Genomic DNA, 25,692 nt, shown 5'->3' with positions numbered 1-25,692 from the left:
ATTCGGAACAGCTATTTAGACCCCGAAGCATGCCATGGCAGCACCGCCACTGCGCCTCTGGGCTGAGGCGGCAGATCCTGGGGCGAGACGCCCTGATTTGCGATCCGCATCTGGCTGGCGACGGGCCGGCGATGGAGCAAAGGAAGATGAAGATGGAGTACGGAAATATAGCTGAGGCTGAGATCCCCCTCGCCTTGTTGCTGGAGGCGGATCCCTCAGAGAAGCGGATAAGGTCATACCTCCCAGGGGCCTGGTGTTTTGCCGCCCGGGCCCAGGGCATCCTGGTCGGGGTCTGCGTCGTCAGGGCCCTGAGCCCGGGGACGGCCGAAATTTTCAATGTCGCCGTGAGGCCGGATCACCAGCGCCGGGGCATAGGCCCCGGTCTGCTGCGCCATGGGCTGGCCGAGCTTGCGGCCCGCGGCATCAGGCGGGTGGAGCTGGGTACGGGCAGCTTTGGTTATCCGCTCACCTGTTATCAGCGCCTCGGTTTTAGGGTGGATGCCGTGGTGAAGGATCACTTTCTGCACCACTACCCCGACCCCATTTTCGAGAGCGGCATCCAGCACAGGGACATGCTGCGACTCTCTCTCACCCTTGAGGCTGGCGCCCGGGAGTGGGAGAGTGAGCGCTGACCACAGGGCGAGCCGCCCGACGCTAACCACGCCCGCCAGGGCAGGATGGAATCAATGAGAGTTGAAGCAGAGCAGCTGGAAACCAAGGGTGTCGCAGCGCAGCAGACAGGACAGATAGAGCAGATAGGACAGATAGAGCAGATAGTGCAGACGCAGCTGGATGCCTATAACAGCAAGGATGTGGCGGCCTGGCTGGCCACCTATGCCGATGATGCTGCCCAGTACAGCCTGGAGGGGGAGATCATCGCCCGGGACAAGGCGCAGATGGCGGCGAACATGGTCTCGCGCTTCGCTGAGCCGGATCTGCATGCGACCCTGCTCTCTCGCCACAGTTACGACAATGTGGTCATCGACCATGAGCGCGTCACCCGCAACTTCCCGGAGGGGCCAGGCACCATAGAGATGCTCTGCATCTACCTCATAGAGCAGGGCCTGATCGCCAGGGCCAGCTTCAAGCTGTTCAACAAGCGGCTCACCCCCCGCTGACCGGCCTTTGCCACCCCAATGCACAAATGCCGCCTTTGGGCGGCATTTGCTTGAGCACGTGACTGCTCAGGGGTTAATGGCGCTGGTACTCAGGCGCTCAGGCGGGGTAGAGGGCGCCGAGCACGGCGGGGCGGCTGGCGCCGGTCACCGCAGGCAGGTTGCCGGGCTGGCGCGTCATAAAGCGCTGTGCCAGCCAGGCAAAGGCGGCTCCTTCCACCCAGTCGGGGGCTAGCCCCAGTGCCGCCGTGCTTTCAAGGCGCCAGCGGGGCAGCAGGGTAGCGAGCTCCGCCAGCAGGGGGCCGTTGTGGGCGCCGCCGCCGCAGACGAAGAGCTCTGGCCTGGCTTGCGTCTCATCCACCGCAGGCAGCTGGCGGGCTATGCTGTGGCAGCTGAGCGCCTGCAGGGTGCGCTGCACATCCACCGGGTCGTATGCCGTGCCTGCCAGCTCGCCGTCGAGCCACTCCAGGGTGAACATCTCCCGCCCCGTGCTCTTGGGGGCGGGGGCGGCGAAGTAGGGGTGAGCCAGCAGTTTTTCGAGCAGCGTGGGCACAAGCTGGCCGCTGGCCGCCCATTGGCCACCGGCGTCGTAGCTGCCGCCCTGGGGGTGATGGCGGCGATACCAGCCATCGAGCAGGGTATTGGCGGGGCCGGTATCGAAGCCATAGACGCCGTCGGCCTGGCCCGGCAGCACAGAGATATTGGCGATGCCGCCGAGGTTCAGCACCACCCGAAGGGCATGGGGTTTGGCAAATATCGCCTGATGGAAGGCGGGCACCAGGGGCGCTCCCTGACCGCCGAGGGCCATGTCCAGGGTGCGAAAGTCGGCAATTACATCGATACCCGTGAGGGCAGCCAGCAGGGCCGCATTGCCTATCTGCAGGGTAAAACCGAGCTGGGGGCGGTGGCGCACTGTCTGGCCGTGGGAGCCGATGGCGCGGATATCCTTGGGTTCAAGCCCTGCCTTGGCCAGCAGTGCCAGGGTGGCGGCGGCAAATTCCTGCGCCACTCGATTGTCGGCCACCCCCATGCGGTCTATCTCGTTCTCCCCCGGGGTGCAGAGGGCGTGGAGCTCGCGCGCCGCTGCCTCTGGCCAGGGGTGGCAGAGGGCATCCTCTACCCGAAGGGTTTCACCATCCATAGTGACCAGCACGGCATCGATCCCATCCATGCTGGTACCCGACATCAATCCGATATAGCGCTCGCTCATGGCCTCTCCTTGTTCTCTGTTCATTACCGCCAAGTGGGGCGAGCCTTAGCTGCCGTTGCTGTCCCGCTTGTTCTGGGCCAGTTGCAGATCCGTGCTGTCGAGCTTGGCCAGTTGCGGCCTGGCCTGCGCCTTGAAGCTGGCCAGCGCCCGCCCGGTGAGGGTCTCGGCCTGGGGCAGGGTGAGGGTGCGCGGGTTCTTGTGCACGCCGCCCACCACGAATTCATAGTGCAGGTGCGGGCCTGTGACGCGGCCCGTGCCCCCCAGCAGGCCTATGGTCTGCCCCTGTTTCACCCGCTGGCCCTTGTTCACTGTGCGCTTGGAGAGGTGCAGGTACTTGGTCACAAAGTTGCCGGCGTGCTTGATGAAGACGTAGTTGCCGTTGAACTGGTTGTAACCGGCGGCCACCACGCTGCCTGAGCCCGCCGCCATGATGGGGGTGCCCACGGGGGCCACGTAGTCGATGCCGTTGTGGGGGCGCACCTTGCCGGTGACAGGGTGCAGGCGACGCGGATTGAAGTTGGAACTGATGTATTTGAAGTTGACCGGCGCGCGCAGGAAGCTCTTGCGCATCGCCTTGCCTTCCGGGGTGTAGTAGTTGCCATCCTGGTTCAGCACGGCGCGATAGATGGCCCCCTGGTTGATGAACTCGGCGGCCAGGATGTCGCCGGAGGCTACCCGCTCGTCATCCTGATACTTGTCCTGATAGACCACCCGAAAGCTGTCCCCCGGCTGCAGGTCCTGGGCAAAATCGATGTCCCAGCCGAAGATGGCGGCCAAGTCCATGATCTGATCTTCCGTCATGCCCGCCTCGCTGGCGGCGCCCCAGAAGCTGGATCGGATCTCCCCCTTCGCCACCTGCTCGCGGGTGTCGAGCTCGAGGCGCACCGGTCTGGCCACGAAGCTGTCGTCCTTGCGGCTCACCTTGAGCGCCTGCTCCAGGCTGTGGGGGTAATAGAGGCTGTGCAGCTCGCCCTGTTCGGTGAGCTTGAAGGTGAGCTCCTGTCCCGGCTGCAGCATGCGCAGGGGATCGCTGCCGTCGAGCTGATCGATCAGGTGCAGATCCGTGGTATTGAGCCCGATGCGCTGGAAGATGACCCCCATGTTGTCGCCACGGCGCACCTTCACCTGCTTGGTGATGTAGCGCGGCTTGGGCGGGGTGAGAGGCTGCGCGTCCTCGAGTTCATCGGTCGCGGCGGCCGGGTCGGCGGGCTGGTGCAGGGCAAGTTCGTTGCCGTTGTCATCGACCCGGGTGGCGACGGCCTGTTCGCTTGGCCAGGCTGCCAGCATCATCACCAGAATGCTCAGAATAAGCACCATCTTGCGGTGCCAGGTAGGAAGAGAGTTGAAGGCGTGCCAAATGACCATGAGAAGCTGACGAAGTTGAACCCAGAAGAAGGTCGGAGTTTACCGCCTTTCCAATTGGCCTGCCATTCCAGTAATATGTCTGGCCCTGTGGAATCGTGATTGGAGAGTCAAAAAATGTCCCAGCTCGAGGTGGCGCTAGCCGAGATCAAGCGCGGAGCGGAAGAAATTCTGGTTGAAGAAGAACTTGTCGCCAAGTTGAAGGAAGGGCGCCCGCTGCGCATCAAGCTGGGGATGGACCCGACGGCGCCGGACATTCACCTGGGCCACACAGTGATCCTCAACAAGCTGAAGACCTTCCAGGATCTGGGCCACGAGATCATCCTGCTGATCGGCGACTTCACCGCCATGGTGGGGGATCCCTCCGGCAAGAACAGCACCCGCCCGCCGCTCTCCGAAGAGGCCATCAAGCACAACGCCCTCACCTATGCGGAGCAGGCGTTCAAGATCCTGGATCCCGCCAAGACCCGCATCGAGTACAACTCCAGCTGGCTGGGTGAGCTGGGCGCGACCGGCATGATCAAGCTGGCGGCCAAGCAGACAGTGGCCCGCATGATGGAGCGCGACGACTTCAAGAAACGCTACAGCGGCGGCCAGTCCATCGCCATTCACGAATTCCTCTATCCGCTGCTGCAAGGCTATGACTCGGTCGCGCTCAAGGCGGACGTCGAGCTCGGCGGTACCGATCAGAAGTTCAACCTGCTGATGGGTCGCGAGCTGCAAAAAGATGCCGGCATGGCCGCCCAGTGCGTGCTGATGATGCCGCTGCTGGTGGGCCTTGACGGCGTCAAGAAGATGTCCAAGTCCGCCGCCAACTACATAGGCGTGCACGATGCCCCGGGGGAGATGTTCGGCAAGATCATGTCCATCACCGACACCCTGATGTGGAACTACTACGAGCTGCTCTCCTCCCGCCCGCTGGCGGACATCGAAGGCTTCAAGGCCGGCATCGAAGCCGGTACCCTGAACCCGCGGGATGTGAAGATCTGGCTGGCGAAAGAGATCATCACCCGCTACCACGACGAAGCGGCGGCCGAAGCGGCCCACGAAGACTTCACCCAGCGCTTCTCCAAGAACGCCATCCCGGACGAGATGCCGGAAGTCGAACTGGCCCTGGAAGGGGACGGCCTGGCCATCGCCAACCTGCTCAAAGACGCCGGTCTGGTGGACACCACCTCCGAGGCACTGCGGATGATCAAGCAGGGCGCGGTCAAGGTGGATGGCGACAAGCTGGACGATGGCAAGGCGCTGATCGCTGCCGGCACCGCCGTCTATCAGGTCGGCAAGCGCAAGTTTGCCCGGGTGACCGTCAAGTAAGCGCGCTCCCCTGATAGAAAGAAGGCCTCCATCTGGAGGCCTTTTTGTTGGCGCTGGTCCCGAATCGGGGATCAATCCTCTTTTTTCAGGAAATTGCGATAGAGCATATAGAGGTGGGCCGAGCTCCAGCTGAAGTTGCTGGCCCCCTGCATGGCGCCGGTTTCCGGGTTGTAGTTCTCGCGGATGGGGCCAGTGCCCGCCAACCCTTCGGCATTGGCAAACAGCTTGTTGACCAGCATCTGGGCATCGTCGCGATAGCCGTAGTTCTCCAGCCCCTTCACCCCGAAGTAGAACTGATCCAGCCAGACCCGGCCGCGCCAGTAGATGTCGGGATCGTAGGCAGGGTTGGTCAGCGCCGCCGTGCCGAGCGGCACCTTGGTGTTGAACTCCTGGCTGCTCAGCATCACCTCGCGCACCCGCGCCGCCTTCTCCTTGTCGGCCACCTCGGCCCAGAGCGGGCTCCAGCCTTCCGGGCCACGGCCACGGGCGGTCAGCAGCTTGCCGACGCAGCCGTTGGCGTCCGCCACATCGCCCTGGGCAATCTGGCGATCGTAATAGAAGCCGGAAGTCTCATCGAACAGGCAACTGTTGATGTAGCCGGCCAGCTGGCTTGCCCCCTCGCGGTAGCGGCTCCCCTCATCCGGCTTGCCGAGCAGATCTGCCATGTCCGCCAGGATGCGCTTCTCTTTCGCGAGGAAGGCGTTGAGCTCCACCGACTCCTGATCGATGGAGAAGCCGATCAGCTCACCGCTATCCTGGTGGTTCTCGAGGAAGGCGACGTTCCAGTCCTGGCGGGCTTTGTCTATGTCACCGCCATAGGCCTTGTCGGCGTAACGCTTGAGCTGGTCCTGTTCGATGAAGCCGAAGCGGGCGGCGTTGTCCATGCCGGACTCCCAGCCGGCGCCGTGCTGGGCACCTATGTCCATTTCCTCGTAACCGCCAGTGATCAGCACCTGCTGGTAGAGCGGCATGCCGGCGCAGCCGTACCAGCCATCCCCCTCGTCGGTGCAGCGCGAGAGATCCAGTACGGCGGGTACGCCGCTCTCATATCGCACCTTGAAGGTGATGTTGCCGAACTCGTCGTTGTGCTCGACGTGGCGGGTGGCGCCGTACTCTATGATGCCGTTGCGGTTGTTGTCCCGCGCCCGATACCACCAGTCGTGATAGGCCTGGATCTTCGGATACATCTCGGCGATGAAGGCCTTGTCCTGGGTGGCACTGTAGATCTCCCAGATGGCCCAGGCGGAGAGGGGCGGTTTGGTGTCCCGCTCGTTCCAGTTGCCGCCATCGCCGCCGCGATCGGCGAGCTTGTTGTAGAAGACGGCGTCTATCACCATGCCGGCGTCCTGCGGGCGCACCGGATCGTCGGGCTGGATCTGGTAGTCATACATGGCGCGCACGTTGTTCTTGGCGACGTCGGGGTTGAAGTGAGCCATGGCATAGGCGTGCTTCCAGCTATCCCAGGCCCAGACGCCGTCGAACCAGCGGGCCGTGTTGGAGGGGGTCACGCCGTCGTGCTTTATGGCGCCTGCCGGCGAGCGCCAGTTGCCGTTGAGAGTCTCCATCGCCTTGACCGCGATGCGGCGCTCCGACTCGGGGATCCCCTGGTTGGAGAGGCCGCGCTCGAGGTAGCCCTCCCAGCGGCGGATGGAGGCATCGAAGGCGTCGGCCGGGTTGGCCAGCAGGGCCTGGCGGCTCTGCTGGTAGCGGCTTGCCTCATCAGAAGAGTGGACATAGCTCTGCAGGGTGTAGATATCCTGCTGACCCTTGGCGGCCAGGGTGAGGCTGGCCTCGCTCACATAGCCGAGCCCCTTCTCGTCCAGGGTGGTACGGCTTGGCAGGGTGCGGTCGATGCGATAGCTGGCGCTGCCGCTTTGCATTATGTTCCAGGTGCTGCGCAGTTCGCCGAACTGGAATTCGATCCCCTGCTCGCTCTGGCGGAGGGTACGGGTCCAGTCGGGATACTGCTCGGCGACCGTCTTCTTGGCATCCCACTGCTGGAGCAGCTCACCCTGCCAGTTGAGGGTCAGGGTGAGGGGGGCATCCTGATTGTTCACCAGACGGGTGCGGACAAGGGCGGTGCGGGCATCGCCGTAGCGCAGCTCCAGCTCCAGGGTGAAGGGTTCGAACTCGAAGCGCTGTACCAGGGCGCCGGGGATGGCGTAGATCTCATGCTTGCTGGCGCTGGTGAGGGGGTACTGACGGCCGCTCTCATCGCTCAGGGTCAGCTTGTCCAGCTCCCTTGCGAAGAAGAGGCTGTACTCTTCGGCGATCACCATGGGGCCGGTGAAGCCCCCCCACTCGGTGTCGCTGGCGGGCAGCAGGAAGCCGTGCCAGGCCCCGAGATCGAGCAGGGGGTTGTATTTGAGGTTGGAGTAGCTGTCAAAGTCACGGAACTGGAGCGGGGTACCGGTGCGATCGATCACGTTCCTGTACTGGTTCGCCAGGGTAGCGTCGGGCTGGGTCGGTGCGCTTGAGTCATTGCCGTTGCAGGCAGCCAGACCAAACAGGGCGACACCCAGGGCGATGGAAAGTAAATTTTTACGAAACATATCTCGCTCCAATGACGATTTTGCAGGTTAAGGAAGGTGCTTTTTTTGTGTTTATTTTAGTAAAAACGTTTTCAAAGCCATTCTAGGGGAAAGAAAGCGGAAAGGTTGGCGCTACGTCACAGTACGGGCGGGGAGAGGTGTGATCGGGATCACCGGGTTACATGAGGTTACACAGGAGTTATTTTTAGTAACTATTTACTTGGCGTTGCGGGGCCGTTGAGGGGCAGGTGCGCAGATATTGGTGGGGGGTCAGACCGAACTCCTGCTTGAAGCGGGCGGCGAAGCGGCCGGGGGAGTCGTAACCGCAGGCGAGGGCCGTCTCCAGCGGGCTCAGTCCCTGTTGCAGCAGGGTGAGGGCGTGGCTCATACGCACCTGGGCCAGCAGCTGGCGAAAGCTGCGCCCCTCGGCGGCCAGCTTGCGCACCAGGGAGGCGCGGCTCATGGAAAAGTGGGGGGCCAGGGTCTCCAGCCTGTGATCGGCGCCGGGCTCCACCCCCAGGTAGCGAGCCAGCCGCTCCCCGAGCGTCATTGTGCTGGCGGGAAACAGCAGATCGAGGGCATGGGCGGCATGCAGCTCGGCATAGAAAGCGTGCAGCAGCTGGATCTGGGTCGCCTCGCTCAGCGTGCGGCCGGCCATGGAGCAGACCAGCTCGAAGCAGAACGCCAGCGCCGGGCTTATCTCAAGGCGCGGCTCCCTCTGTGGGGTGGTCGGGGCCTCAGTCAACCACTCGGCGGGGGGCGGGGCCAGCAGGGTCAGGGCATGGGAGCTGAACTTGCCCTGCTCGGGCTGGTTGACGAAGGTGAGCTGGTGGCCCGCCGGGATCAGCAGCCAGCTCCCCTTGTCAAAGGACAGGCGCCTCTCCTGCCACCACAGCTGTTTGTGGCCCTGCTGCACCCAGATGAGGGTCGGCGCATAGATGAGCACCCTGTGCAGGGGCTGCTGGCGGATCCCGAAATAGTGATTCAGTTGCAGCAGGGGAGTGCTCATCCGGCGGGCTCCTAGGGGGTGACGAAGGTGGCGGTCAGGGTGGCTTTGCCCAGCGCCATGGCATTGAGCATGTAGCCTACCATGGCGGGCGGGGTATCTGCCTTCACCTCGAGATCCTGGGGCAGGGCCCAGGCGGTGAACTGGTAACGGTGCATGCCGTGCCCGGCCGGGGGGCAGGGGCCGCCGTAACCCTGGCTGCCGAAATCGGTTCTAAGTTCCAGCCCCTGCTTGAGCTTGCCGGAGGCGTTGCTGGCCAGCGCGCTCTGGTTGGCGGGCAGGTTCACCACCAGCCAGTGCCACCAGCCGCTGCCGCTGGGGGCATCGGGATCATAGGCGGTGATGGCGACGCTCTTGGTGCCGGCCGGCAGGTCCTGCCAGCTTAGCTGAGGGGAGTGGTTCTCCCCCTTGCAGCCGAAGCCGTTGAAGCTCAATGCCTTGTCCATCAGCTGGCCTTCCTGGATGTCCGTGCTCTTCAAGGTCATGGCGGCGGCGGGCAGGGCCGCCAGGCACAGCAGGGAGAGCAGGGAGAGCAGGGCGGAACTCAGGGGTAATTTCATTGTGGTGCTCCTTTATGAATAAGGGGATCCCCATGGGGAGATCCTGATGACGGGATCAGTCTAGCGGCGGGGGACAAGCCAAATTCAACCTTGCTGCTCAATATTGGATTTAAAGATGCCTATTTTGAGCTGAACTGCGCTATGCGGGGAAAGGAGAGGGGTTGAGAGAGGGTTGGGGACGCCGCTGCGGTTAGTGGTGGGCGGCCATAAAAAAAACCGGCCTCATGGAGACCGGTTTTTATCTGCCTTAGCGGCAGCGATGCGAGCGGCTTAGCGCAGTATCATCTGCTCGCGGCCCGGGCCGACGGAGACCATGGGAACCGGCACACCCAGCAGGGCTTCGATGCGCAGCACATAGTGCTGGGCAGCCTTGGGCAAGTCTTCGAACTTGCGGATGTGGGAGATGTCTTCGCTCCAGGCTTCCATGGACTCGTACACCGGCTTGAGACCAGCGGTCTGCGGCCAGATCGGGTTCTCGGTGTTGGCACCTTCGTAGGCCACGCAGATCTTCAAGTCAGGCATGCCGGAGAGGCAGTCCAGCTTGGTCAGGGCGATCTCGTTGGCGGCCTGGATCTCCAGACCCTGCTTGGTGGCGACCGCATCGAAGTAGCCGATGTCACGGGGACGGCCAGTGGTGGCGCCGAACTCGTTGGCGAACTTGCGGAACTCTTCCTGGTTCTCCATGGCGGTGATCAGGGTGCCTGTACCCACAGAGGTACTGAACGCCTTGGCCACGGCAATCACGCGCTCGGGGCGCAGGGCCGGCAGACCGCCACCGATACCGGCGTAGGCGCCGGAGACGTGGGAGGAGGTCACCCAGGGGTACTCACCGTAGATGAGGTCACGGCCGGCGCCCAGCTGGGCTTCGAACAGCAGGGTACCGTTCTGGGCCTGGATGGCCTTAAGCGGCTCGCTGACGTTGCAGACGGCGTCGATCCAGGGGGCAGACACTTCCAGCAGCCAGTCGGCCATCTCCTGGGCGGTCTGGCTGAACTCGAAGCTCGGGTAGAGGGCCTTGAGCTGCGGCAGTTTCCAGTCGAGGAAGAACTGGATGCGTTCGACCAGTACTTCCGGCTGCTTCAGCCAGCCGACCAGGATCGCCTTTTTCATGACTCGATCACCGTAAGCCGGGGCAATGCCCTGACGGGTGGAGCCATAGGCGCCATCACCCAGACGGACTTCTTCCAGGGTGTCTTCCAGGGCGTGGATCGGCAGGCAGAAGGTGGCGCGGTCGGAGATGGCGAGTTTCGGAGTCACGCCGGCGGCCTTCACTTCGGCCAGTTCCTTGGTCAGCGGCTCCGGGCTGATGACCATGCCAGGGCCGAGGACAACCAGGCAATCCGGGTTGAAGACGCCGCTTGGCAGCTGGTGCAGCTTGAAGGTGCCAAGATCGTTGACCACGGTGTGGCCGGCGTTGTTGCCGCCCTGGAAACGGATGCTGGCGGCGGATTGGCCTGCCAGATAATCGACGATGCGGCCTTTGCCTTCATCACCCCAGTTAGCACCTACGACTACGATAGACGACATGACTCTTTCTCCTAAGACGTTAGGCGTCCATCCTAGGAGCCCTCTGCGGATTAGAAAAATTAATTATCTTTATAATTCCGATAAGAAAACCATATAATTGTGGCCAATTTATCGGCACACAAAGTGTCATGGTGCGCCAAGCCGCGCCAGCGCTGGATGAGAACGTCGTCATGCTGGATATTCACTGGTTAAATACCTTCGTCACCCTGGCCCGCCTGCAGCACTTCGGCCAGACCGCCACCGAACTGCACATGACCCAGCCCAACGTCAGCCTGCACCTCAAGAACCTGGAGCAGGCCACCCGGGTCAAGCTCATCGAGCGCAGCCCCTTTCGGCTGACCCAGGCGGGGGAGCGATTGCTGCAAAGCGCCGAGCGCGCCATCAACGAGCTGCAGCTCTGCCAGTCCGATCTCAACGCCCTCAGCCAGTTGAGCCAGGGGACGCTCGCCATCGCCGCCAGCGACATCATCTCGCGGCTGCTGCTGATCCAGCCGTTCCAGCGCTTCAAGCAGGCCTTTCCCGGCATAGATCTCACCCTGTTCAACACCACCTCGGATCAGGCGGCGGATCTGGTCAGGGCGGGCAAGGCGGATCTCGGCTTCGTGATGGCGCAAAAGCGCAGCGAGCCGCTCTTCTACACAGAATTGCAGCAGGTGACTTGGTGCGCCCTAGGGCAGGGGCTCAGCCGCTGGCAGGCCCGTGCCAAGGCCGGGGAGAGCGATCCCCTCGACGAGCCGACCCTGATCCTGCTCGGTCACGACACCCGCACTCGGGCGCTGATCGACCCCTCATTGCCCCTGCTCGGGCTGCCGAGCTGCCGCATCATGGAGGTGGGCAGCGTGGATGCCCAGCTCGACTGGGCGGAGGCGGGCTTTGGCGTCGCCATAGTGCCGGACTTCTCGCTCCACCCGCGCCTCAAGCTCACGGCTCCCGTGACCCGGCTGACCGACTTCCCCGGCACCAGCCTGGGGTATGTGGTGCGCCAGAACCAGGTGCTGTCGCGGGCCATCAAGCAGTTGCTGCACTGGGTGGAGGAGGAGATCCTGAGCCCGGACTCGTTGCCGCTTCCCAAGGGATAAGCCCGGCGCCGCTCGTCGGCGCACATCCAGATGACAAGAGGCCACCCTGGGGTGGCCTCTTGCATTGTGCTCTGCCCGTCATTGGGCGGGGGCGGGCGTATCGCCGGTGACCGGCGAGGCGCCGCTTGGGCTGCCCGGTGCGGGCGTCGCGGTCGGTGCTGTGCTCTTTGCTGCCGAGGGGGTGGCGACCCCGGTCGCGTCCGGCTGGCTGCCCTGCGCTGAAGCTGCTTCTGCCTGCGTCGGGAGCGTGGTCAGCGCCGGGGCTTGCTCTGTCGTCACCGCATCCGAACTGGCCGGCAGGGTGGCGCCGGCGGGTTGCTCCGGCAGCACCTCTGCCCCTTCCAGCGGGGTGGCCGCACTGGTGGGGGCGGACGGCGCCGTGGAGAGCGCCCCCGAGGTGGCCTCGGCCCCGGAGGGGGCGTCTGGCAACAGGGTGGGCGCGGCATCCAGCATGCCGGGGTGGAGCGGGAGTATGTCCCCCGCCTGCATGGATTCCGGGGTGAGGGTGGTGAGCGCCGGGTGCAGCCGAGTGAACTGCTTGAGATTGCGGCTCAGCACGTCCCGCAGGGTGCGCACCTGATCTTCAGGCAGGCTGGCCTCTGCCACCAGCTCGGCGGTCACGGCAAAGGTGGCGACGGCGCTGGTCTGCCCCGGGTAGAGGTTGGCGCCGATGCGGCTGCGCTCATAGTAGGGATACTGCTTGAGCAGCTTGTCGACCTGCTCCCCCTCGATGGGAATGAGGCGGGCCTGGCAGCGACCTGTCAGATCGCCGATCCCCTGGTTGGGGTGGCCGGCGACCAGGAAGGCGGCATCCAGGGTGCCGTTGCAGAGTCCCTCCAGCCGGTTGCCTGCCGAGGCGACGGGAGGCACGGCGAACTGACTCTCCTGCCAGCCCATGGCGTCGAGCAGTGCCCGGCTGGTGACCCTGTCCCCTGAATTGGGGGCGCCCAGATCGACCCGCTTTCCTTCGATGTCCGCCAGGGTGCTGATGTTGCTGGTGGCGCTGGCGAGCAGGGTCAGGGACTCCTTGTGGAGCCGCAGCAGGCTGCGCAGCTGATCGTTCGGGGTCTGGCCCGCGAAGGGGCCGCTGCCGTGAGCCGCATGGTACAGGACATCCGACTGCACCAGCGCCAGCTGGATGTCGCCCTTGGCCAGCGCGGCCAGGTTGGCGATGGAGCCCGAGGTGCTCTGCACCGTGCAGTGCAGCCCGTGGTGGTTGCTGTCGTCGTTGAGCAGACGGCAGATGGCGCCCCCCGTGGGGTAGTAGACGCCGTTGAGCGCCCCCGTGCCTATGGTGACATAGGCGGGGGTGGCAGAGAGGGGCTGTGCCAGCATGGCCGCCAGCCAGGGCAGGGCGGCAAGTGACAGGCGCAGCAGGGGACGCAGGGCTCGTGGGTGCATAGTGAACCGGAACAATGGCTGAAAAAAAGATGAGCCAGGCTCATCCCGTCATGTGTCACATCTTATCTATATCAGATGTGAACCTGAATGGCTTTCACCATTCCCGTCAAGGGGGCGGCGAAATGGCCGCCGCCCCCTTGCGGTCAGCGGCGCGTTTCTTGTCAGGCGCTGCGCTGGAGGATGGCCTTCTCCATGCGCGACAAGGCTTGGGTGAGACGAGCCCTGGTGCAGCCAGCGTTGGAGCGCGCGCTCCTTGTCAGACGCTGCGCTGGAGAATGGCCTTCTCCATGCGCGCCAAGGCTTGGGTGAGACGAGCCCTGGTGCAGCCAGCGTTGGAGCGCGCGTTCCTTGTCAGGAGCTGCGCTGAAGAATGGCCTTTTCCATGCGCGCCAAGGCTTGGGTGAGACGAGCCCTGGTGCAGCCAAAGTTGAGGCGCACGAACTGGCCATCGCCAAACTGGGCGCCCGGGGAGAGACCGACCCCCGCCTGCTCGAAGAAGGCGACGGGATCATCCAGCCCGAGGGCGCTCACATCGATCCAGGCGAGATAGGTCGCCTGATTCTTTGCCAGCTTGACGCCGGGCCAGCGGGCCACCGCCTGCTCGATCAGGGTCAGGTTGGCCCTCAGATAGTCCAGCTGTTCGCTGAGCCACTGCTCGCCGCCCTCGTAGGCCGCCTCGGCGGCGACGAAGCCCAGCAAGTTGACGTCGGCGCTGATGCCGCGCATCGCCTGTTGCAGCTTGAGCCGCAGGCGGGCGTTGGGGATCACGGCGAAGGAGCAGCACAGGCCGGCGATGTTGAAGGTCTTGCTCGGTGCCATCATGACGGCAGAGCGCTCGGCGGCCGACGGGCTCAGGGCACCGTAGGGAATGTGGCGGGCATCCTTATCCAGCAGCAGATCACAGTGGATCTCGTCCGAGCAGACAACCAGATTGTGGCGCTCGGCGATGGCGTCGATGGCGAGCAGCTCCTCGCGGGTGAAGACGGTACCCCCCGGATTCTGCGGGTTGCACAGCAGCAGCAGGTCGGCGGAGGGAGCCTGGCGCTCCAGCTCCTCGAGATCCAGCACCCAGCGTCCGGCCTCCTCCATCATGGGGACGGTCAGCAGGGGGCGATCGTTGAAGCCCGGCGCCTGCAGGAAGGGGTAATAGACCGGCTTGGGAGTGATGATGCCACGGCCGTGCTGGCTCCAGGCCTTGCAGGCGAGGTTCAGACCGGGCACCACCCCCGGCAGGAAGACCAGCCACTCGGGGGATATGGTCCAGCCATAGCGCTGCTGCAGACGGGTGATGATGAGTTCGATCAGCCGGGGGGAGGGGCGGGAATAGCCGAAGATGCCGTGGGCCACCCGCGCGGTGAGGGCCTCGATGACGGCAGGGGGCGAGGCGAAGTCGGTGTCGGCTACCCACATGGGCAGTACATCCTGACCCTTGTACTTGTCCCACTTCAGGCTCATGGTGCCGCTGCGATCTATCTCCCGATCAAAATCAAACATGTGAAATCCTTGTACTGGCCAGAGGGCTTACCAATGTACGGACTTGGACCTGGCCTCGCAAGCCTTGAGGTGGCTGTTGATAATCGCATAAAATAATCGCCGTCATACTGTACATCCGCCGGCTTCTGGCTTCCTTTTCTCTTCCATATCAATGGTATCTCTATGAGTTTGCTGAGTGCTGCCCGCAAGAGGCCGGATCCCGTCTCTCTCTCTTTCCTCGCCGTGACCTTCATGACAGGGGTGGCGGTGGCACTCCAGGTGCCCACCTTGAGCCTGTTTCTGGCCGAAGAGGTGCAGGTGCGCCCCTTCCTGGTGGGGCTCTTCTACACCGTCAACGCGGTGATCGGCATCCTCATCAGCCAGTGGCTCGGCCATCGCTCCGACAACGGGGGGGATCGCAAGCAGCTGATCCTGCGCTGCTGCCTTGCCGGCATAGTGCTCTCTCTGCTGTTTGCCTGGAACCGGCAATACTGGCTGCTGGTGAGCCTGGGGGTGGTGCTGGCGAGCCTGACCGCCACCGCCAGCCCCCAGCTGTTTGCCCTGGCGCGCGAATACGCCGACAGTCGCAACAAGCGCGCGGACATGTTCAGCTCTGTGCTGCGGGCCCAGTTCTCCCTGGCCTGGGTGATAGGGCCGCCGGCCGCCTTCGCGCTCGCCATCGGCTACGGCTTCGAGGTGATGTATCTGGCTTCCGCCCTGGCTTATCTGGTCTGCGCCCTGGTGGTCTGGCGCTGGCTGCCCTCCCTGCCGCTGCCGAGCAGCCATGGCGGGGGGGAGCGGGTCAGCAGCTGGCGCGATCCTTCGGTGCGGGCGCTCTTCATCGCCTCCACCCTGATGTGGACCTGCAACAGCATGTACCTCATCAACATGCCGCTCTACATCACCCGCGAGCTGGGGCTGGAGGAGAAGCTGGCCGGTATCCTGATGGGCACGGCGGCGGCCCTGGAGATCCCCTTCATGCTGCTGGCGGGTTACTACACCCGGCGCTTTGGCAAGCGGCCCATGATGCTGCTGGCGGTGCTGGCCGGGGTGGGTTTCTACGCCGGCCTGGTGACACTGTCGAGCCAGAGTGCCCTCATCGCCCTGCAACTGCTCAACGCCATCTTCATCGGCATAGTCGCCGGCATTGGCATGTCCTATTTCCAGGATCTGATGCCGGGTCGGGCCGGGGTCGCGACCACTTTGTTTGCCAACAGCATCCGCACCGGTTCCATCATGGCGGGCGCCATCGCAGGGACTGTGGCGGAGATCTGGAGTTTTCACGGGGTATTCATGGTGGCCACCGCATTGGCGCTGGCTGCGCTGGCCGCCTGCTGGCGGGTGCCCAATGTGTGAGGCGCCCATGGCGGGGGCCACGGCATTGACGCTGGGAGGATAAGCAGGGGCCGACCGCTGTGGTCGGCGGCGCATTACTTGCCGTTGTCGGCCTGGTATTCGTTGCGCAGGCAGCGCAGCAGCAGCTCGGCCGCCGGGCCCAGGGCATCGGTGGAGGGGGTGAGCAGGTAGGTGTAGAGGTAGCGCTCGCTGCCGCCGGCCAGATCGAGCTGCACCAGGGCGCCGCTGGCGAGCTCTTCCCGCACCAGATGGCCAGGTACCCAGGCGTAGCCGAGGCCGAGGCGTACCATGCTGAGCACCTCGTGATAGTGGGTCGCCTTCCAGCCGGTGTCGTCCGCATCGTTCCAGTCCACCGAGCGGTGGATCGGCGGGTGCAGGCTTATCTGGTTATGGCTGGCGAGCAGCTCGGCCGTGATGGGCTCCTCCTGCCCGGCGAGGGGATGCTCGGCCGCGCACAGCGGCAACAGGCAGACCTCGTCCAGCGGCAGGCCGGTGCGATCGTGGGGCAGGTGTTCTGAGAGCATCAGGTCCCCCACCTGGAGCGCATTGAAGTGGCAATGGATCCGCTCGTGCAGATTGATGCGGCAACCCCTGCTGCGGGGATGGAAGTGCGCCAGCGCCCGGTAGAGCCGGTCTCTGGGTTGCAGCGCGGAGACATAGAGGTTGATTTGCGGCTCCCACTGGCGCTCCAGATTGTTGGCCAGGTTCTCCAGCTCTTCCACCTGCTGGCTGAGCTGACGGGCCCGTTTGAGGAAGATCTCCCCCGCCGGCGTCAGCACCGCCTTGCGCCCCCTCACCTCCAGCAGGGCCAGCCCCAGGCTCTGTTGCAGCTTGGCGACCGCATGATTGAGGGAGGATTGGCTCTTGTTCAGCGCCTCTGCGGCCTGGGCGTAACCGCCACAGTCCACCACGGCCTGGAAGATCCGCCATTGCTCAAACGTGCTCTTGGGACGAAACATAGTGCAACCTGTCAGGGGCCGATGGGATTCAACAGGGCGCGACTGGCGCCCCTCTTCACTTTAACCCCATCTGGTTAGTTTGTTGATTTATTTGGGCTGGGCCACGAAGGTCTGGCCTGTCTTGCCACGGCTGTCCGATCCCATCAGATAGAGATAGAGCGGCATCAGGTCGGCCGGGGTCTTCAGCAACTGGGGGTCTTCCGCCGGGAAGGCGCTGGCCCGCATTTTGGTGCGGGTGCCGCCCGGGTTCAGGCTGTTGACCCGCACCCCGGTATTCTCCAGCTCGTCCGCCAGCACCTCCATCATGCCTTCGACGGCGAACTTGGAGATGGCATAGGTGCCCCAGTAGGCGCGCCCTTTTCGGCCCACGCTGGAGGAGGTGTAGACGATGGAGGCCTCGCCGTGTTCCTTGGCGGTCTGGCGAATGAGGGGCAGCAGGGCCTGGGTCAGCAGGAATTCGGATTTGACGTTGACCTGCATCACCTCGTCCCACTCCTTCTCCTGGATGTGCTCGAAGGGGGAGAGGGTGCCGAGCAGACCGGCATTGAACAGCACGCCGTCGAGGCGGCCGAACTGCTGGGCGAAGGTCTCTGCCATGCCGCGGTAGTGAGCGGCGGTGGCCCCTTTCAGATCGACAGGGACTATGGCGGGCAGGGGGTGACCGGCCGCCTCTATCTGGTCGTAGACCGCCTCGAGCTTGGCGCTGGTGCGACCGAGCAGCACTACTGTAGCGCCGTGGGCGGCATAGGTGAGCGCCGCTTCGCGGCCGATGCCGTCACCGGCACCCGTTACCAGAATGACCTTGTCCTTGAGCAGATCCCGGGGGGCCTGATAATCGAGCATGTGCACTCCTGTTAACAAATCCGTGACGGATGGGCGCGACCATAGAGGAGGCAAGTGTACTGATCCGGCCCTGCCGTTGACCAGTATGAGACGGCAAAAATGTGAAGAAAACAGGGCTGTAGCGTGAATTGGCGCTGTCTGCCCCTGGCCCATGGCAGAGTTTTTGCACCATACCGCCAAACTCCTTACTATGTGAAAAAACCGAACATAGCGCGGAGTATCAAGTGGCATTTTTGACCGAATACGGCCTGTTTCTGGCCAAGACCCTCACCTTACTGCTGGCCATAGGCGCCGTCATCCTGATGGTGGTGAGCAGCCGTCAGCCCAGGGCCCGCAAGGGGGAGCTGGTAGTGACCGATCTCTCCCGGGAGCTGGAGCAGGGGCGTCATCAGCTGCAATCGGCCCTGGCCGGCAAGGCCGAGCGCAAGCAGATGGACAAGGCGCGCAAGGCCGAAGAGAAGGCGCGCGCCAAGAGCGAGGACGAGCGCAGCCGGCTCTTTGTGCTCGATTTTCACGGCAGCATGGATGCCAGGGAGGTGGCCTCCCTGCGCGAAGAGGTGAGCGCCGTGATAGGGGTCGCCCGGCCCGGGGACGAGGTGCTGCTGCGCCTCGAGTCCGGCGGCGGCGTGGTGCACGGCTATGGCCTGGCGGCCTCCCAGCTGCAGCGCCTGCGCGACAAGGACATCACGCTGACGGTGGCCATCGACAAGGTGGCGGCGAGCGGCGGTTACATGATGGCCTGCGTGGCGGACAAGATACTGGCGGCGCCCTTTGCCATCGTCGGCTCCATCGGCGTCATTGCCCAGTTGCCGAACTTCAACAAACTCCTGAAAAAGCACGACATCGAGTTCGAGATGCACACCGCGGGCCAGTACAAGCGCACCATCACCATGTTCGGCGAGAACGACGATCTGGGGCGGGAGAAGTTTCGCGAGGAGCTGGGGGCCATCCACGAGCGCTTCAAGGGATTCGTGGCCGAGCACAGACCCGGTCTCGACATCGACCAGGTCACCACGGGGGAGCACTGGCTGGCGAGCCAGGCCAAGCAGCTTGGTCTGGTGGATGCGCTCTGCACCAGCGATGACTACCTGCTGGCTCAGGCCAGCCAACACAAGGTAGTCGGCATCAGCTACCGCAAGCCCAAGAGCCTGACCCAGCGGCTGGGTCAACAGGGGGCCCAGGCGCTGGAAGGCGCCCTCGGTCGCCTCTGGCAGCAGAGCCCCTGGCGCTGAGTCACAGTTCAATGGGTTGAAACAAGAGAGCCGGGCATTGCCCGGCTCTCTGTTTATGCTGATGTCGCGGCTTCGCTGCGAGCCTGTGCTCAGCGCTGGAAGGGGTAGACGGATCCCAGCTTCAGGATCTGGGTCAGCTCGTCCAGGGCGGTGCGGGTCTCCAGCACCAGGGAAGGGTCGCGCAGATCGTCCAGCGACAGGCTGTCGCGGTAGTGGCGCTCGACCCAGTTGTCCAGACGGGCAAACTGGCTGTCGTTGATGAGGCAGGCCGGGTTGACCGCCGCCAGCTCGGCGTCGTTCATGGCAACCCGCAGTCGCAGGCAGGCGGGGCCGCCGCCGTTGCGCATGCTCTGCTTCACATCCATGAAGTGCACCCCCTTGATGGGTGTGCCCAGGGTCACCAGCTTGGCCAGATAAGCGGATACCGCCGGATTGTCACGGCACTCGGTGGGGGCGATGATCGCCATCTCGCCGCTCGGCAGGGTCAGGATCTGGGTGTTGAACAGATAGGATTTCACCGCATCCTGCACCGACACCTCATTGGTCGGCACCTCGATGAAGTGCAGCTCCCCCTCTCCGAACTTGGTGCGCACCTCGGCCAGGGCCGCCTCGGTATGGAGGAAGGCCTGCTGGTGGAAGAAGAGCACGTTCTGGTTGCCCACCGCGATCACGTCGTTGTGGAACACCCCCTGATCGATCACGTCCGGGTTCTGCTGGATGAAGACGGCGCTCTCTTCCCCGAGTCCATGCAGGCGGGCAATGGCCTGGCTGGCCTCCAGGGTCTGGCGGGCCGGGTAGCGCTTGGGAGCGGGCTGGGAGACGTCGAAGGCGCTGCGGCCATAGACGAACAGCTCGACCCCGGCCTCGCCGTAGGCGCGGCACAGACGGGTGTGGTTGGCGGCCCCCTCGTCACCGAAGTGATCGTTCTGTGGCAGGTGCTGGTGGTGGCTGAAGTGACGATCGTTGTTGAACACGGCGCGCAGGATGCGGCCAGTCACTTCGGGCTCCAGGGAGCGGTGAAACTTGTTGGTCAGGTTGGCGGGGGTGAAATGGATGCGGCCATCCTGGGTGTCGGCGCTCGGCGAGACGGTGGCGGCGTTGGCGGTCCACATGCTGGAGGCGGAGTAACAGGCGGCCAGCACGGCGGGGGCCTGTTTCGCGGCCTGGGCCAGCACGCTGGCATCGTTGCCGGTGAAGCCGAGGCGGCGCAGGGTGGCGAGATCCGGCCGCTCCTGCGGCGCCAGTACCCCTTGCGTCATGCCAAGCTCAGTCAGCGCCTTCATCTTGCGCAACCCCTGCTTGGCGGCCTCCTTCGGATTGGACGCTTCCTTGGCGTTGCTTTGGGACGCCACATTGCCATAGGAGAGGCCGGCATAGTTGTGGGTGGGGCCGACCAGGCCGTCGAAGTTGACCTCGAAGTGCTTCATGACTACATCCTTTCGATTTTTATATGGGGAGCGGTTCCTTCCGCGCACAAAGCTGCGGCGTGTGGCCATTATAAAGAGATTTCATCCTTTGTAACAAGCTGATAACCAGGGTGGTTTTTTATGTGACGGGGGTGGCTGGATATGTCATTTCCAATCTAAAAAAGGGGGGGATATAGCATAAAAACAAAAAAGCGGTTGCTTCCCGCGCGTCCCCTTCGCATTAATAAATAAAGAAGCAAGGCGGTTCGGGCTGCATGGCAAATTTGTTCACAAGATTGCTTTTTCCCGTCAAATCTCTTATACAGCCCCACAAAACCGCACGCCAACCCCGTCGGGTGCAATGAGGATAATAGTTACAGCATGGGCAAATCACTGGTCATAGTGGAGTCTCCGGCCAAGGCCAAGACCATCAACAAATATTTGGGCAAGGACTACGTGGTGAAATCCAGCGTCGGTCACGTGCGCGATCTGCCGACCAGCGGCAGCGCCAGCACAGAGCCCAAAAAACCTGTCATTCGCGGCATCAAGCTCAGCGAATCCGAGAAGGCGGCCAAGGATCGCAACGCCCTGTTCTCCAGGATGGGGATCAACCCGACCGCAGGCTGGCAGGCCAACTACCAGATTTTGCCCGGCAAGGAGAAAGTGGTCAGCGAGTTGCAGAGTCTGGCCGAGAAGGCCGACACCATCTATCTCGCAACCGACTTGGACAGAGAAGGAGAGGCGATCGCCTGGCACCTGCGCGAGATCATTGGCGGTGATGACAGCCGCTACAAGCGGGTGGTGTTCAACGAGATCACCAAGACCGCGATCCAGGAGGCCTTTGCCCAGCCGTCCGATCTGAACATCCATCGCGTCAACGCCCAGCAGGCTCGTCGCTTCCTCGACCGCGTGGTGGGTTACATGGTCTCTCCGCTCTTGTGGAAGAAGCTGGCTCGCGGTCTCTCCGCCGGCCGGGTGCAGTCCGTCGCTGTGCGCCTCATCGTCGATAAAGAGCGCGAGATCAAGGCCTTCGTGCCGGTGGAGTTCTGGGATCTCAACGCCGATCTGCTGACCGGTGACAAGGCGGATCTGCGGATGGAAGTGGTCAGCCGCAATGGCGTCGACTTCAAGCCGGTGACCCAGGCCGAGACTTTCGCCGCCGTGGCCGCCCTGGAAGGGGTCGACTACAAGGTGGTGAACCGGGAAGACAAGCCGACCGGCTCCAAGCCGTCTGCCCCCTTCATCACCTCCACCCTGCAGCAGGCGGCTTCCACCCGACTGAGCTTCGGGGTAAAGAAGACCATGATGATGGCCCAGCGTCTCTACGAAGCGGGTTACATCACTTACATGCGTACCGACTCCACCAACCTCAGCAAAGAGGCGGTCGAGGCGGTGCGGGAATATATCGGCGAGCAGTATGGCGCCGCCTACCTGCCGGCCGAACCGACGCTCTATGGTTCCAAGGCTGGCGCCCAGGAGGCCCACGAGGCGATCCGTCCCTCCAACGTGCTGGTGACTGCCGAGATGCTGGAAGGGATGGAGCCGGACGCCATGCGGCTCTATGACCTCATCTGGCGCCAGTTTGTGGCGTGCCAGATGACCCCGGCCCAGTACGACTCCTCCACCCTGACCGTCAAGGCGGGCGAGTTCGAGCTCAAGGCCCGCGGTCGCACCCTGCGCTTCGCCGGTTGGACCAAGGCCTTGCCGCCCATGGGCCGCAAGGGGGAAGACAGCCAGCTGCCGGCGGTGACCGTCGGCGAGATCCTGAAGCTGGTCAAGCTGGATCCCCGTCAGCACTTCACCAAGCCGCCCGCCCGCTTCACCGAAGCGGCCCTGGTGCGCGAGCTGGAAAAACGCGGCATAGGCCGCCCGTCCACCTACGCCTCCATCATCTCCACCATCGTCGATCGCGGCTATGTGCGGGTCGAGAGTCGCCGCTTCTTCGCCGAGAAGATGGGCGAGATCGTCACCGACCGTCTGGTGGAGAACTTCGTCGAGCTGATGAACTACGAGTTCACCGCCAAGATGGAAGACAAGCTCGATGGCATCGCCGAAGGCAGCCTGGAGTGGAAGAAGGTGCTTGACGCCTTCTACGCCGAGTTTACCCAGGAGCTGGAGCAGGCCGACAAGCCGGCGGAAGAGGGGGGCATGCGTGCCAACCAGATGGTGCTGACCGATATCGACTGCCCGGACTGCGGCCGCAAGATGGGTATTCGTACCGCCACTACCGGCGTTTTCCTCGGTTGCTCCGGTTACGCCTTGCCGCCGAAAGAGCGCTGCAAGAAGACCATCAATCTGGTCAGTGCGGACGAGTTCGTCTCCGCCACCGACGGGGACGAGGCCGAAACCGAGGCGCTGCGCGCCAAGCACCGCTGCGGCGTCTGCGGCACCGCCATGGATGCCTACATCATCGACGACAGCCGCAAGTTGCATGTCTGTGGTCGCAACCCGGACTGCGACGGTTACGAAATCGAGCAGGGTCAGTTCAAGCTCAAGGGCTATGAAGGGCCTAGCATAGAGTGCGATCGCTGCGGCTCCGAGATGCAGCTCAAGAACGGCCGCTTCGGCAAGTACATGGGGTGCACCAACGAGACCTGCAAGAACACCCGCAAGATCCTGAAAAACGGTGACATAGCACCACCGAAGGAAGATCCGGTGCCGCTGCCCGAGCTCAAGTGCACCCAGTCCGACGCTCACTTCGTGCTGCGTGACGGGGCGGCCGGTCTCTTCCTCGCCGCCAGCAACTTCCCGAAATCCCGTGAGACTCGTGCGCCACTGGTGGAGGAGCTCAAGCGCTTCCGTGACCGGCTGTCGCCCAAGCATCAGTACCTGGCCGACGCCCCGGCGTCAGATCCTGACGGTAACGCATCCGTGGTGCGCTTCAGCCGCAAGAGCAAGGAGCAGTACGTGATGACGGAGGTGAACGGCAAGGCAACAGGCTGGACCGCCCATTACGACAATGGGAAGTGGCAGGAGAGCCTGGCTAAGGCGAAGAAGTCCTGATCGCGTCACCGCTCACATCATGATGAAAGAGGCCCCTTGCGAGGGGCCTTTTTATTGGGAGATGGCGGTATACTGAGAGGGCTGCATGGATGGCAGCACAAGACAGGGAGGTTGTCATGGAGATACATGAAATCCGGCCAGGCATGACCTGCCTGACGCGGGAAGGAACGGCCTATGTGCTGGAAGTGGACAGGCAGAGTCTGCTGGTATTGCTGCAGCGGGAAGACGAGACCATACCGGTGCAGGTACGTTGCGACGACATCCTGGGCCCCCTTGCCAGCGACTAGTGACGGCGCTCCTGACAGGCGCTAGAACGGGATCAGAAAGAGCAGCTCGGCGAGGTCGGGCTGCCACTGCCACTCCCGCATCCTGACCCGCCCCTTGATCACCGGCACCCCCTCTTCCTGCAATCTTCCTATCTGTTCATCGAAACCCGCCGAGCCCTTGGGCAAGGAGATGGTACCGCCTGCGCCCAGCACGCGATGCCAGGGCAGCGTCTTGTCCGTCTCCCGCAGCACTTTTCCCACCAGCCGCGCCCGCCCGGGCAGGCCCGCCAGATCGGCGACCTGGCCATAGCTCACCACGCGGCCGGCCGGGATCAGGGCCAGGATAGCCTCGATGCGTGCCACCTTGTTCAAGGGGGAAGGGGGAGGGGTCATCATCATGTGTTACTCGGCGTGAAACAAAAGCGCCACCATTGTGGCGCTTCCGTGGTCTGGGGGGCAACAGGGGATCCTGCTCAGCCGAAGGTCTGGCTCAGCCCCCTGAGCTCGCTGGCGCGCTTGAGCAGCTCCTGGCTGGAGTTGTCCACCGCCTGGATCTTCTGGCTGTTGGCGCGGGAGTACTGGGAGATCTGGTGGATGTTGCGGCTGATCTCTTCCACCACCGCCTGCTGCTGTTCGGCCGCGGCGGCTATCTGGGTGGAGAACTCGGTCACCTGATCTATCTCCCCCAGCACCAGATGCAGGTTGCCTGACCCCTGGCGCGTCATCAGGGCGCATTCCCGGGTCTGGGCCAGGTTGTCTTGCATCATCCCCTGCCAGCGGCCCAGGGTCTGCTGGATCTGGCGGATGCTGCCCTGGATCTGCTCGGTCGCCTTGTGGGTGCGGGTGGACAGGGTGCGCACCTCGTCCGCCACCACCGCAAAGCCACGTCCCTGCTCACCGGCCCGGGCCGCCTCGATGGCGGCGTTGAGGGCCAGCAGGTTGGTCTGCTCGGCGATGCCCTGGATCTCGCCCATGACGCTGCCGATCCGCTCGGATTCGTTCGCCAGCTCGACGGCGGAGTGGAAGGCATGCTCCGCCTGCCTGGCCAGCAGCTCCATCTGCTGCTCGGTCTGATCCAGCTGCTGCACAGTATGCTGGCAACTGCTGCGTGCCTCTGTCACCTGGCTGTTGGTGTCCTGGATGTTGCGCGCTATCTCGTGAGCCGTGCTGGCCATCTGGGTCATGGCGGCGGCCATCTGCTGGGTCTGGGCGTCCTGCTCGTTGATGTCGAGGAAGGCTTGATGGGAGGAGTCCTGCAGGTCGGTCGCCAGGGTCTGCAGGGGATGGGTGGCGTCGTTGACCCGACCCAGCACGGTACGAATGCGGGCCTGCAGCATCTTGAGATGGAAATCGGCGATGGCGCCCGGGGCGTCCCCCGAGTAGACCAGCCGGGTCAGGCTGTCATATTGCTGGCCGAGCCGCTTGAGGTAGCGTGGCAGCGAGATGAGCTCGCGCCAGTAAGCGCCGGCGACGGCCAGCAGGGGTAGCAGCATCAGCAGCACCGTCAGGGCTCCCTGAGAGAAGGCCGCCCAACCGAATAGGGCCAGCATCAGCAGGCCGAGCAGCAGGGGTCTGGCACTGTGCAGGGAGGGCAGCTTGCTGGCGCCGCCCTGTTCGGCCTTGAGCAGGGCCTGATAGGCCTGGGCGGCGACCTGCTTGAGCTGGGGTTCGGGCTTGCAGCGCACCGACTGGTAGCCGCTTATCTTGCCGTTCTCGTAGATGGGGGTCACATAGGCGTCGACCCAGTAATAGCGGCCATCCTTGCAGCGGTTCTTGACCATGCCACGCCAGGGGTTGCCCTCCTTGAGGCGATCCCAGAGGTCGGCGAAGGCGGCCTTGGGCATGTCGGGGTGACGCACCAGGTTGTGGTTGTGTCCGACCAGTTCATCGACATGGTAGCCGGCGATGCGGCAGAAGGCGGGGTTGGCGTAGGTGATGACGCCGCGCAGATCCGTGGTGGAGACGAGTTGCACGTCGGCGGGGAACTCAACTTCACTGTCCTGGGTCTGGACGTGTTTGCGGGCCATAAGGATAAGCTCCGATGCG

21 protein-coding genes are annotated in these 25,692 nt (G+C 63.7%); 8 read left to right on the top strand and 13 right to left on the bottom strand.

Going from position 1 to position 25,692, the window contains the following annotated elements; translation table 11 throughout:
- Positions 1-152: 152 nt before the first annotated feature.
- Together G4923_RS06250 and G4923_RS06245 are read left to right on the top strand one after the other, a co-directional pair.
- Entirely contained in the window at positions 153-632 is a 480-nt protein-coding gene (locus G4923_RS06250) for a GNAT family N-acetyltransferase (protein ID WP_205597130.1), read from the top strand.
- A 54-nt stretch (positions 633-686) separates the two neighbouring features.
- On the top strand, positions 687-1,118 hold the full coding sequence (locus G4923_RS06245; protein WP_163136113.1) for a nuclear transport factor 2 family protein: 432 nt from the start codon (positions 687-689) through the stop codon (positions 1,116-1,118).
- A gap of 97 nt (positions 1,119-1,215) precedes the next feature.
- On the opposite strand, the gene G4923_RS06240 is transcribed toward G4923_RS06245, so the two are convergent.
- Complete coding sequence (locus G4923_RS06240) at positions 1,216-2,325, bottom strand: anhydro-N-acetylmuramic acid kinase (protein WP_163136111.1); 1,110 nt, start codon at positions 2,323-2,325, stop codon at positions 1,216-1,218.
- Positions 2,326-2,370: 45 nt separating this feature from the next.
- Positions 2,371-3,690, bottom strand: a complete 1,320-nt coding sequence (locus tag G4923_RS06235; protein WP_163136110.1) for a peptidoglycan DD-metalloendopeptidase family protein — start codon at positions 3,688-3,690, stop codon at positions 2,371-2,373.
- Positions 3,691-3,804: 114 nt separating this feature from the next.
- Here G4923_RS06235 and tyrS point away from each other — a divergent pair, with 114 nt between their 5' ends.
- Positions 3,805-5,004: a tyrosine--tRNA ligase gene (tyrS, locus tag G4923_RS06230; protein WP_163136109.1), complete on the top strand. Its 1,200-nt coding sequence runs from the start codon at positions 3,805-3,807 to the stop codon at positions 5,002-5,004.
- A 71-nt stretch (positions 5,005-5,075) separates the two neighbouring features.
- Here tyrS and ygjK read toward each other — a convergent pair whose 3' ends face one another.
- From ygjK to G4923_RS06210, 4 genes are all read right to left on the bottom strand, one after another.
- On the bottom strand, positions 5,076-7,556 hold the full coding sequence (gene ygjK / locus G4923_RS06225; protein ID WP_163136107.1) for an alpha-glucosidase: 2,481 nt from the start codon (positions 7,554-7,556) through the stop codon (positions 5,076-5,078).
- Positions 7,557-7,740: 184 nt separating this feature from the next.
- Entirely contained in the window at positions 7,741-8,544 is an 804-nt protein-coding gene (locus G4923_RS06220; RefSeq protein WP_163136105.1) for a helix-turn-helix transcriptional regulator, read from the bottom strand.
- 11 nt (positions 8,545-8,555) lie between these two features.
- Positions 8,556-9,101, bottom strand: coding sequence for a YbhB/YbcL family Raf kinase inhibitor-like protein (locus G4923_RS06215; RefSeq protein ID WP_163136103.1), 546 nt, complete (start codon positions 9,099-9,101; stop codon positions 8,556-8,558).
- Between the two features lie 270 nt (positions 9,102-9,371).
- Positions 9,372-10,628, bottom strand: coding sequence for an adenylosuccinate synthetase (locus tag G4923_RS06210; RefSeq protein ID WP_025326213.1), 1,257 nt, complete (start codon positions 10,626-10,628; stop codon positions 9,372-9,374).
- Positions 10,629-10,798: 170 nt separating this feature from the next.
- Between G4923_RS06210 and G4923_RS06205 the strand changes: the two genes are divergently transcribed.
- Positions 10,799-11,707 carry a LysR family transcriptional regulator gene (locus G4923_RS06205; RefSeq protein ID WP_106887999.1) on the top strand — a complete coding sequence of 303 codons (909 nt, stop codon included), beginning with the start codon at positions 10,799-10,801 and terminating at the stop codon, positions 11,705-11,707.
- A gap of 78 nt (positions 11,708-11,785) precedes the next feature.
- Here G4923_RS06205 and G4923_RS06200 read toward each other — a convergent pair whose 3' ends face one another.
- The gene (locus G4923_RS06200) at positions 11,786-13,108 is read right to left on the bottom strand and encodes a TAXI family TRAP transporter solute-binding subunit (protein ID WP_163136101.1); all 1,323 of its coding nucleotides are present in this window, start codon (positions 13,106-13,108) and stop codon (positions 11,786-11,788) included.
- A 351-nt stretch (positions 13,109-13,459) separates the two neighbouring features.
- A complete protein-coding gene (locus tag G4923_RS06195; RefSeq protein ID WP_139744788.1) occupies positions 13,460-14,602 on the bottom strand; it encodes a MalY/PatB family protein in 1,143 nt (380 codons plus the stop codon).
- A gap of 162 nt (positions 14,603-14,764) precedes the next feature.
- On the opposite strand from G4923_RS06195, the gene G4923_RS06190 reads away from it, so the two are divergent.
- Positions 14,765-15,937 carry an MFS transporter gene (locus G4923_RS06190; RefSeq protein ID WP_111910291.1) on the top strand — a complete coding sequence of 391 codons (1,173 nt, stop codon included), beginning with the start codon at positions 14,765-14,767 and terminating at the stop codon, positions 15,935-15,937.
- Between the two features lie 74 nt (positions 15,938-16,011).
- Here G4923_RS06190 and G4923_RS06185 read toward each other — a convergent pair whose 3' ends face one another.
- Together G4923_RS06185 and G4923_RS06180 are read right to left on the bottom strand one after the other, a co-directional pair.
- A complete protein-coding gene (locus G4923_RS06185) occupies positions 16,012-16,896 on the bottom strand; it encodes a LysR family transcriptional regulator (RefSeq protein WP_163136099.1) in 885 nt (294 codons plus the stop codon).
- A gap of 87 nt (positions 16,897-16,983) precedes the next feature.
- Complete coding sequence (locus G4923_RS06180; RefSeq protein ID WP_111910289.1) at positions 16,984-17,739, bottom strand: YciK family oxidoreductase; 756 nt, start codon at positions 17,737-17,739, stop codon at positions 16,984-16,986.
- 224 nt (positions 17,740-17,963) lie between these two features.
- On the opposite strand from G4923_RS06180, the gene sohB reads away from it, so the two are divergent.
- Positions 17,964-18,971 (top strand): protease SohB, encoded by a 1,008-nt coding sequence (gene sohB, locus G4923_RS06175; protein ID WP_163136097.1) that lies wholly within the window; start codon positions 17,964-17,966, stop codon positions 18,969-18,971.
- Positions 18,972-19,060: 89 nt separating this feature from the next.
- Here sohB and astB read toward each other — a convergent pair whose 3' ends face one another.
- Positions 19,061-20,398, bottom strand: a complete 1,338-nt coding sequence (gene astB / locus G4923_RS06170) for an N-succinylarginine dihydrolase (RefSeq protein ID WP_163136095.1) — start codon at positions 20,396-20,398, stop codon at positions 19,061-19,063.
- A gap of 360 nt (positions 20,399-20,758) precedes the next feature.
- Between astB and topA the strand changes: the two genes are divergently transcribed.
- Positions 20,759-23,380: a type I DNA topoisomerase gene (gene topA, locus G4923_RS06165; RefSeq protein ID WP_106887492.1), complete on the top strand. Its 2,622-nt coding sequence runs from the start codon at positions 20,759-20,761 to the stop codon at positions 23,378-23,380.
- A gap of 116 nt (positions 23,381-23,496) precedes the next feature.
- Positions 23,497-23,667: a hypothetical protein gene (locus G4923_RS06160; protein ID WP_162852227.1), complete on the top strand. Its 171-nt coding sequence runs from the start codon at positions 23,497-23,499 to the stop codon at positions 23,665-23,667.
- Between the two features lie 21 nt (positions 23,668-23,688).
- Here G4923_RS06160 and G4923_RS06155 read toward each other — a convergent pair whose 3' ends face one another.
- Positions 23,689-24,045 carry an MGMT family protein gene (locus tag G4923_RS06155; RefSeq protein WP_106887491.1) on the bottom strand — a complete coding sequence of 119 codons (357 nt, stop codon included), beginning with the start codon at positions 24,043-24,045 and terminating at the stop codon, positions 23,689-23,691.
- A 74-nt stretch (positions 24,046-24,119) separates the two neighbouring features.
- Positions 24,120-25,673: a methyl-accepting chemotaxis protein gene (locus G4923_RS06150; protein ID WP_163136093.1), complete on the bottom strand. Its 1,554-nt coding sequence runs from the start codon at positions 25,671-25,673 to the stop codon at positions 24,120-24,122.
- Positions 25,674-25,692: the final 19 nt, after the last annotated feature.

The organism is Aeromonas rivipollensis, assembly GCF_010974825.1.
Taxonomy (GTDB): Bacteria; Pseudomonadota; Gammaproteobacteria; order Enterobacterales; family Aeromonadaceae; genus Aeromonas; species Aeromonas rivipollensis.
This window is presented reverse-complemented; position numbering and strand designations above follow the sequence as displayed.

Bases quoted from the DNA above. Each gene is read 5' to 3' on its own strand.
- G4923_RS06250 (WP_205597130.1), top strand. From the start codon at position 153: ATGGAGTACGGAAATATAGCTGAGGCTGAGATCCCCCTCGCCTTGTTG.
- G4923_RS06245 (WP_163136113.1), top strand. From the start codon at position 687: ATGAGAGTTGAAGCAGAGCAGCTGGAAACCAAGGGTGTCGCAGCGCAG.
- G4923_RS06240 (WP_163136111.1), bottom strand. From the start codon at position 2,325: ATGAGCGAGCGCTATATCGGATTGATGTCGGGTACCAGCATGGATGGG.
- G4923_RS06235 (WP_163136110.1), bottom strand. From the start codon at position 3,690: ATGGTCATTTGGCACGCCTTCAACTCTCTTCCTACCTGGCACCGCAAG.
- tyrS (WP_163136109.1), top strand. From the start codon at position 3,805: ATGTCCCAGCTCGAGGTGGCGCTAGCCGAGATCAAGCGCGGAGCGGAA.
- ygjK (WP_163136107.1), bottom strand. From the start codon at position 7,556: ATGTTTCGTAAAAATTTACTTTCCATCGCCCTGGGTGTCGCCCTGTTT.
- G4923_RS06220 (WP_163136105.1), bottom strand. From the start codon at position 8,544: ATGAGCACTCCCCTGCTGCAACTGAATCACTATTTCGGGATCCGCCAG.
- G4923_RS06215 (WP_163136103.1), bottom strand. From the start codon at position 9,101: ATGAAATTACCCCTGAGTTCCGCCCTGCTCTCCCTGCTCTCCCTGCTG.
- G4923_RS06210 (WP_025326213.1), bottom strand. From the start codon at position 10,628: ATGTCGTCTATCGTAGTCGTAGGTGCTAACTGGGGTGATGAAGGCAAA.
- G4923_RS06205 (WP_106887999.1), top strand. From the start codon at position 10,799: ATGCTGGATATTCACTGGTTAAATACCTTCGTCACCCTGGCCCGCCTG.
- G4923_RS06200 (WP_163136101.1), bottom strand. From the start codon at position 13,108: ATGCACCCACGAGCCCTGCGTCCCCTGCTGCGCCTGTCACTTGCCGCC.
- G4923_RS06195 (WP_139744788.1), bottom strand. From the start codon at position 14,602: ATGTTTGATTTTGATCGGGAGATAGATCGCAGCGGCACCATGAGCCTG.
- G4923_RS06190 (WP_111910291.1), top strand. From the start codon at position 14,765: ATGAGTTTGCTGAGTGCTGCCCGCAAGAGGCCGGATCCCGTCTCTCTC.
- G4923_RS06185 (WP_163136099.1), bottom strand. From the start codon at position 16,896: ATGTTTCGTCCCAAGAGCACGTTTGAGCAATGGCGGATCTTCCAGGCC.
- G4923_RS06180 (WP_111910289.1), bottom strand. From the start codon at position 17,739: ATGCTCGATTATCAGGCCCCCCGGGATCTGCTCAAGGACAAGGTCATT.
- astB (WP_163136095.1), bottom strand. From the start codon at position 20,398: ATGAAGCACTTCGAGGTCAACTTCGACGGCCTGGTCGGCCCCACCCAC.
- topA (WP_106887492.1), top strand. From the start codon at position 20,759: ATGGGCAAATCACTGGTCATAGTGGAGTCTCCGGCCAAGGCCAAGACC.
- G4923_RS06160 (WP_162852227.1), top strand. From the start codon at position 23,497: ATGGAGATACATGAAATCCGGCCAGGCATGACCTGCCTGACGCGGGAA.
- G4923_RS06155 (WP_106887491.1), bottom strand. From the start codon at position 24,045: ATGATGATGACCCCTCCCCCTTCCCCCTTGAACAAGGTGGCACGCATC.
- G4923_RS06150 (WP_163136093.1), bottom strand. From the start codon at position 25,673: ATGGCCCGCAAACACGTCCAGACCCAGGACAGTGAAGTTGAGTTCCCC.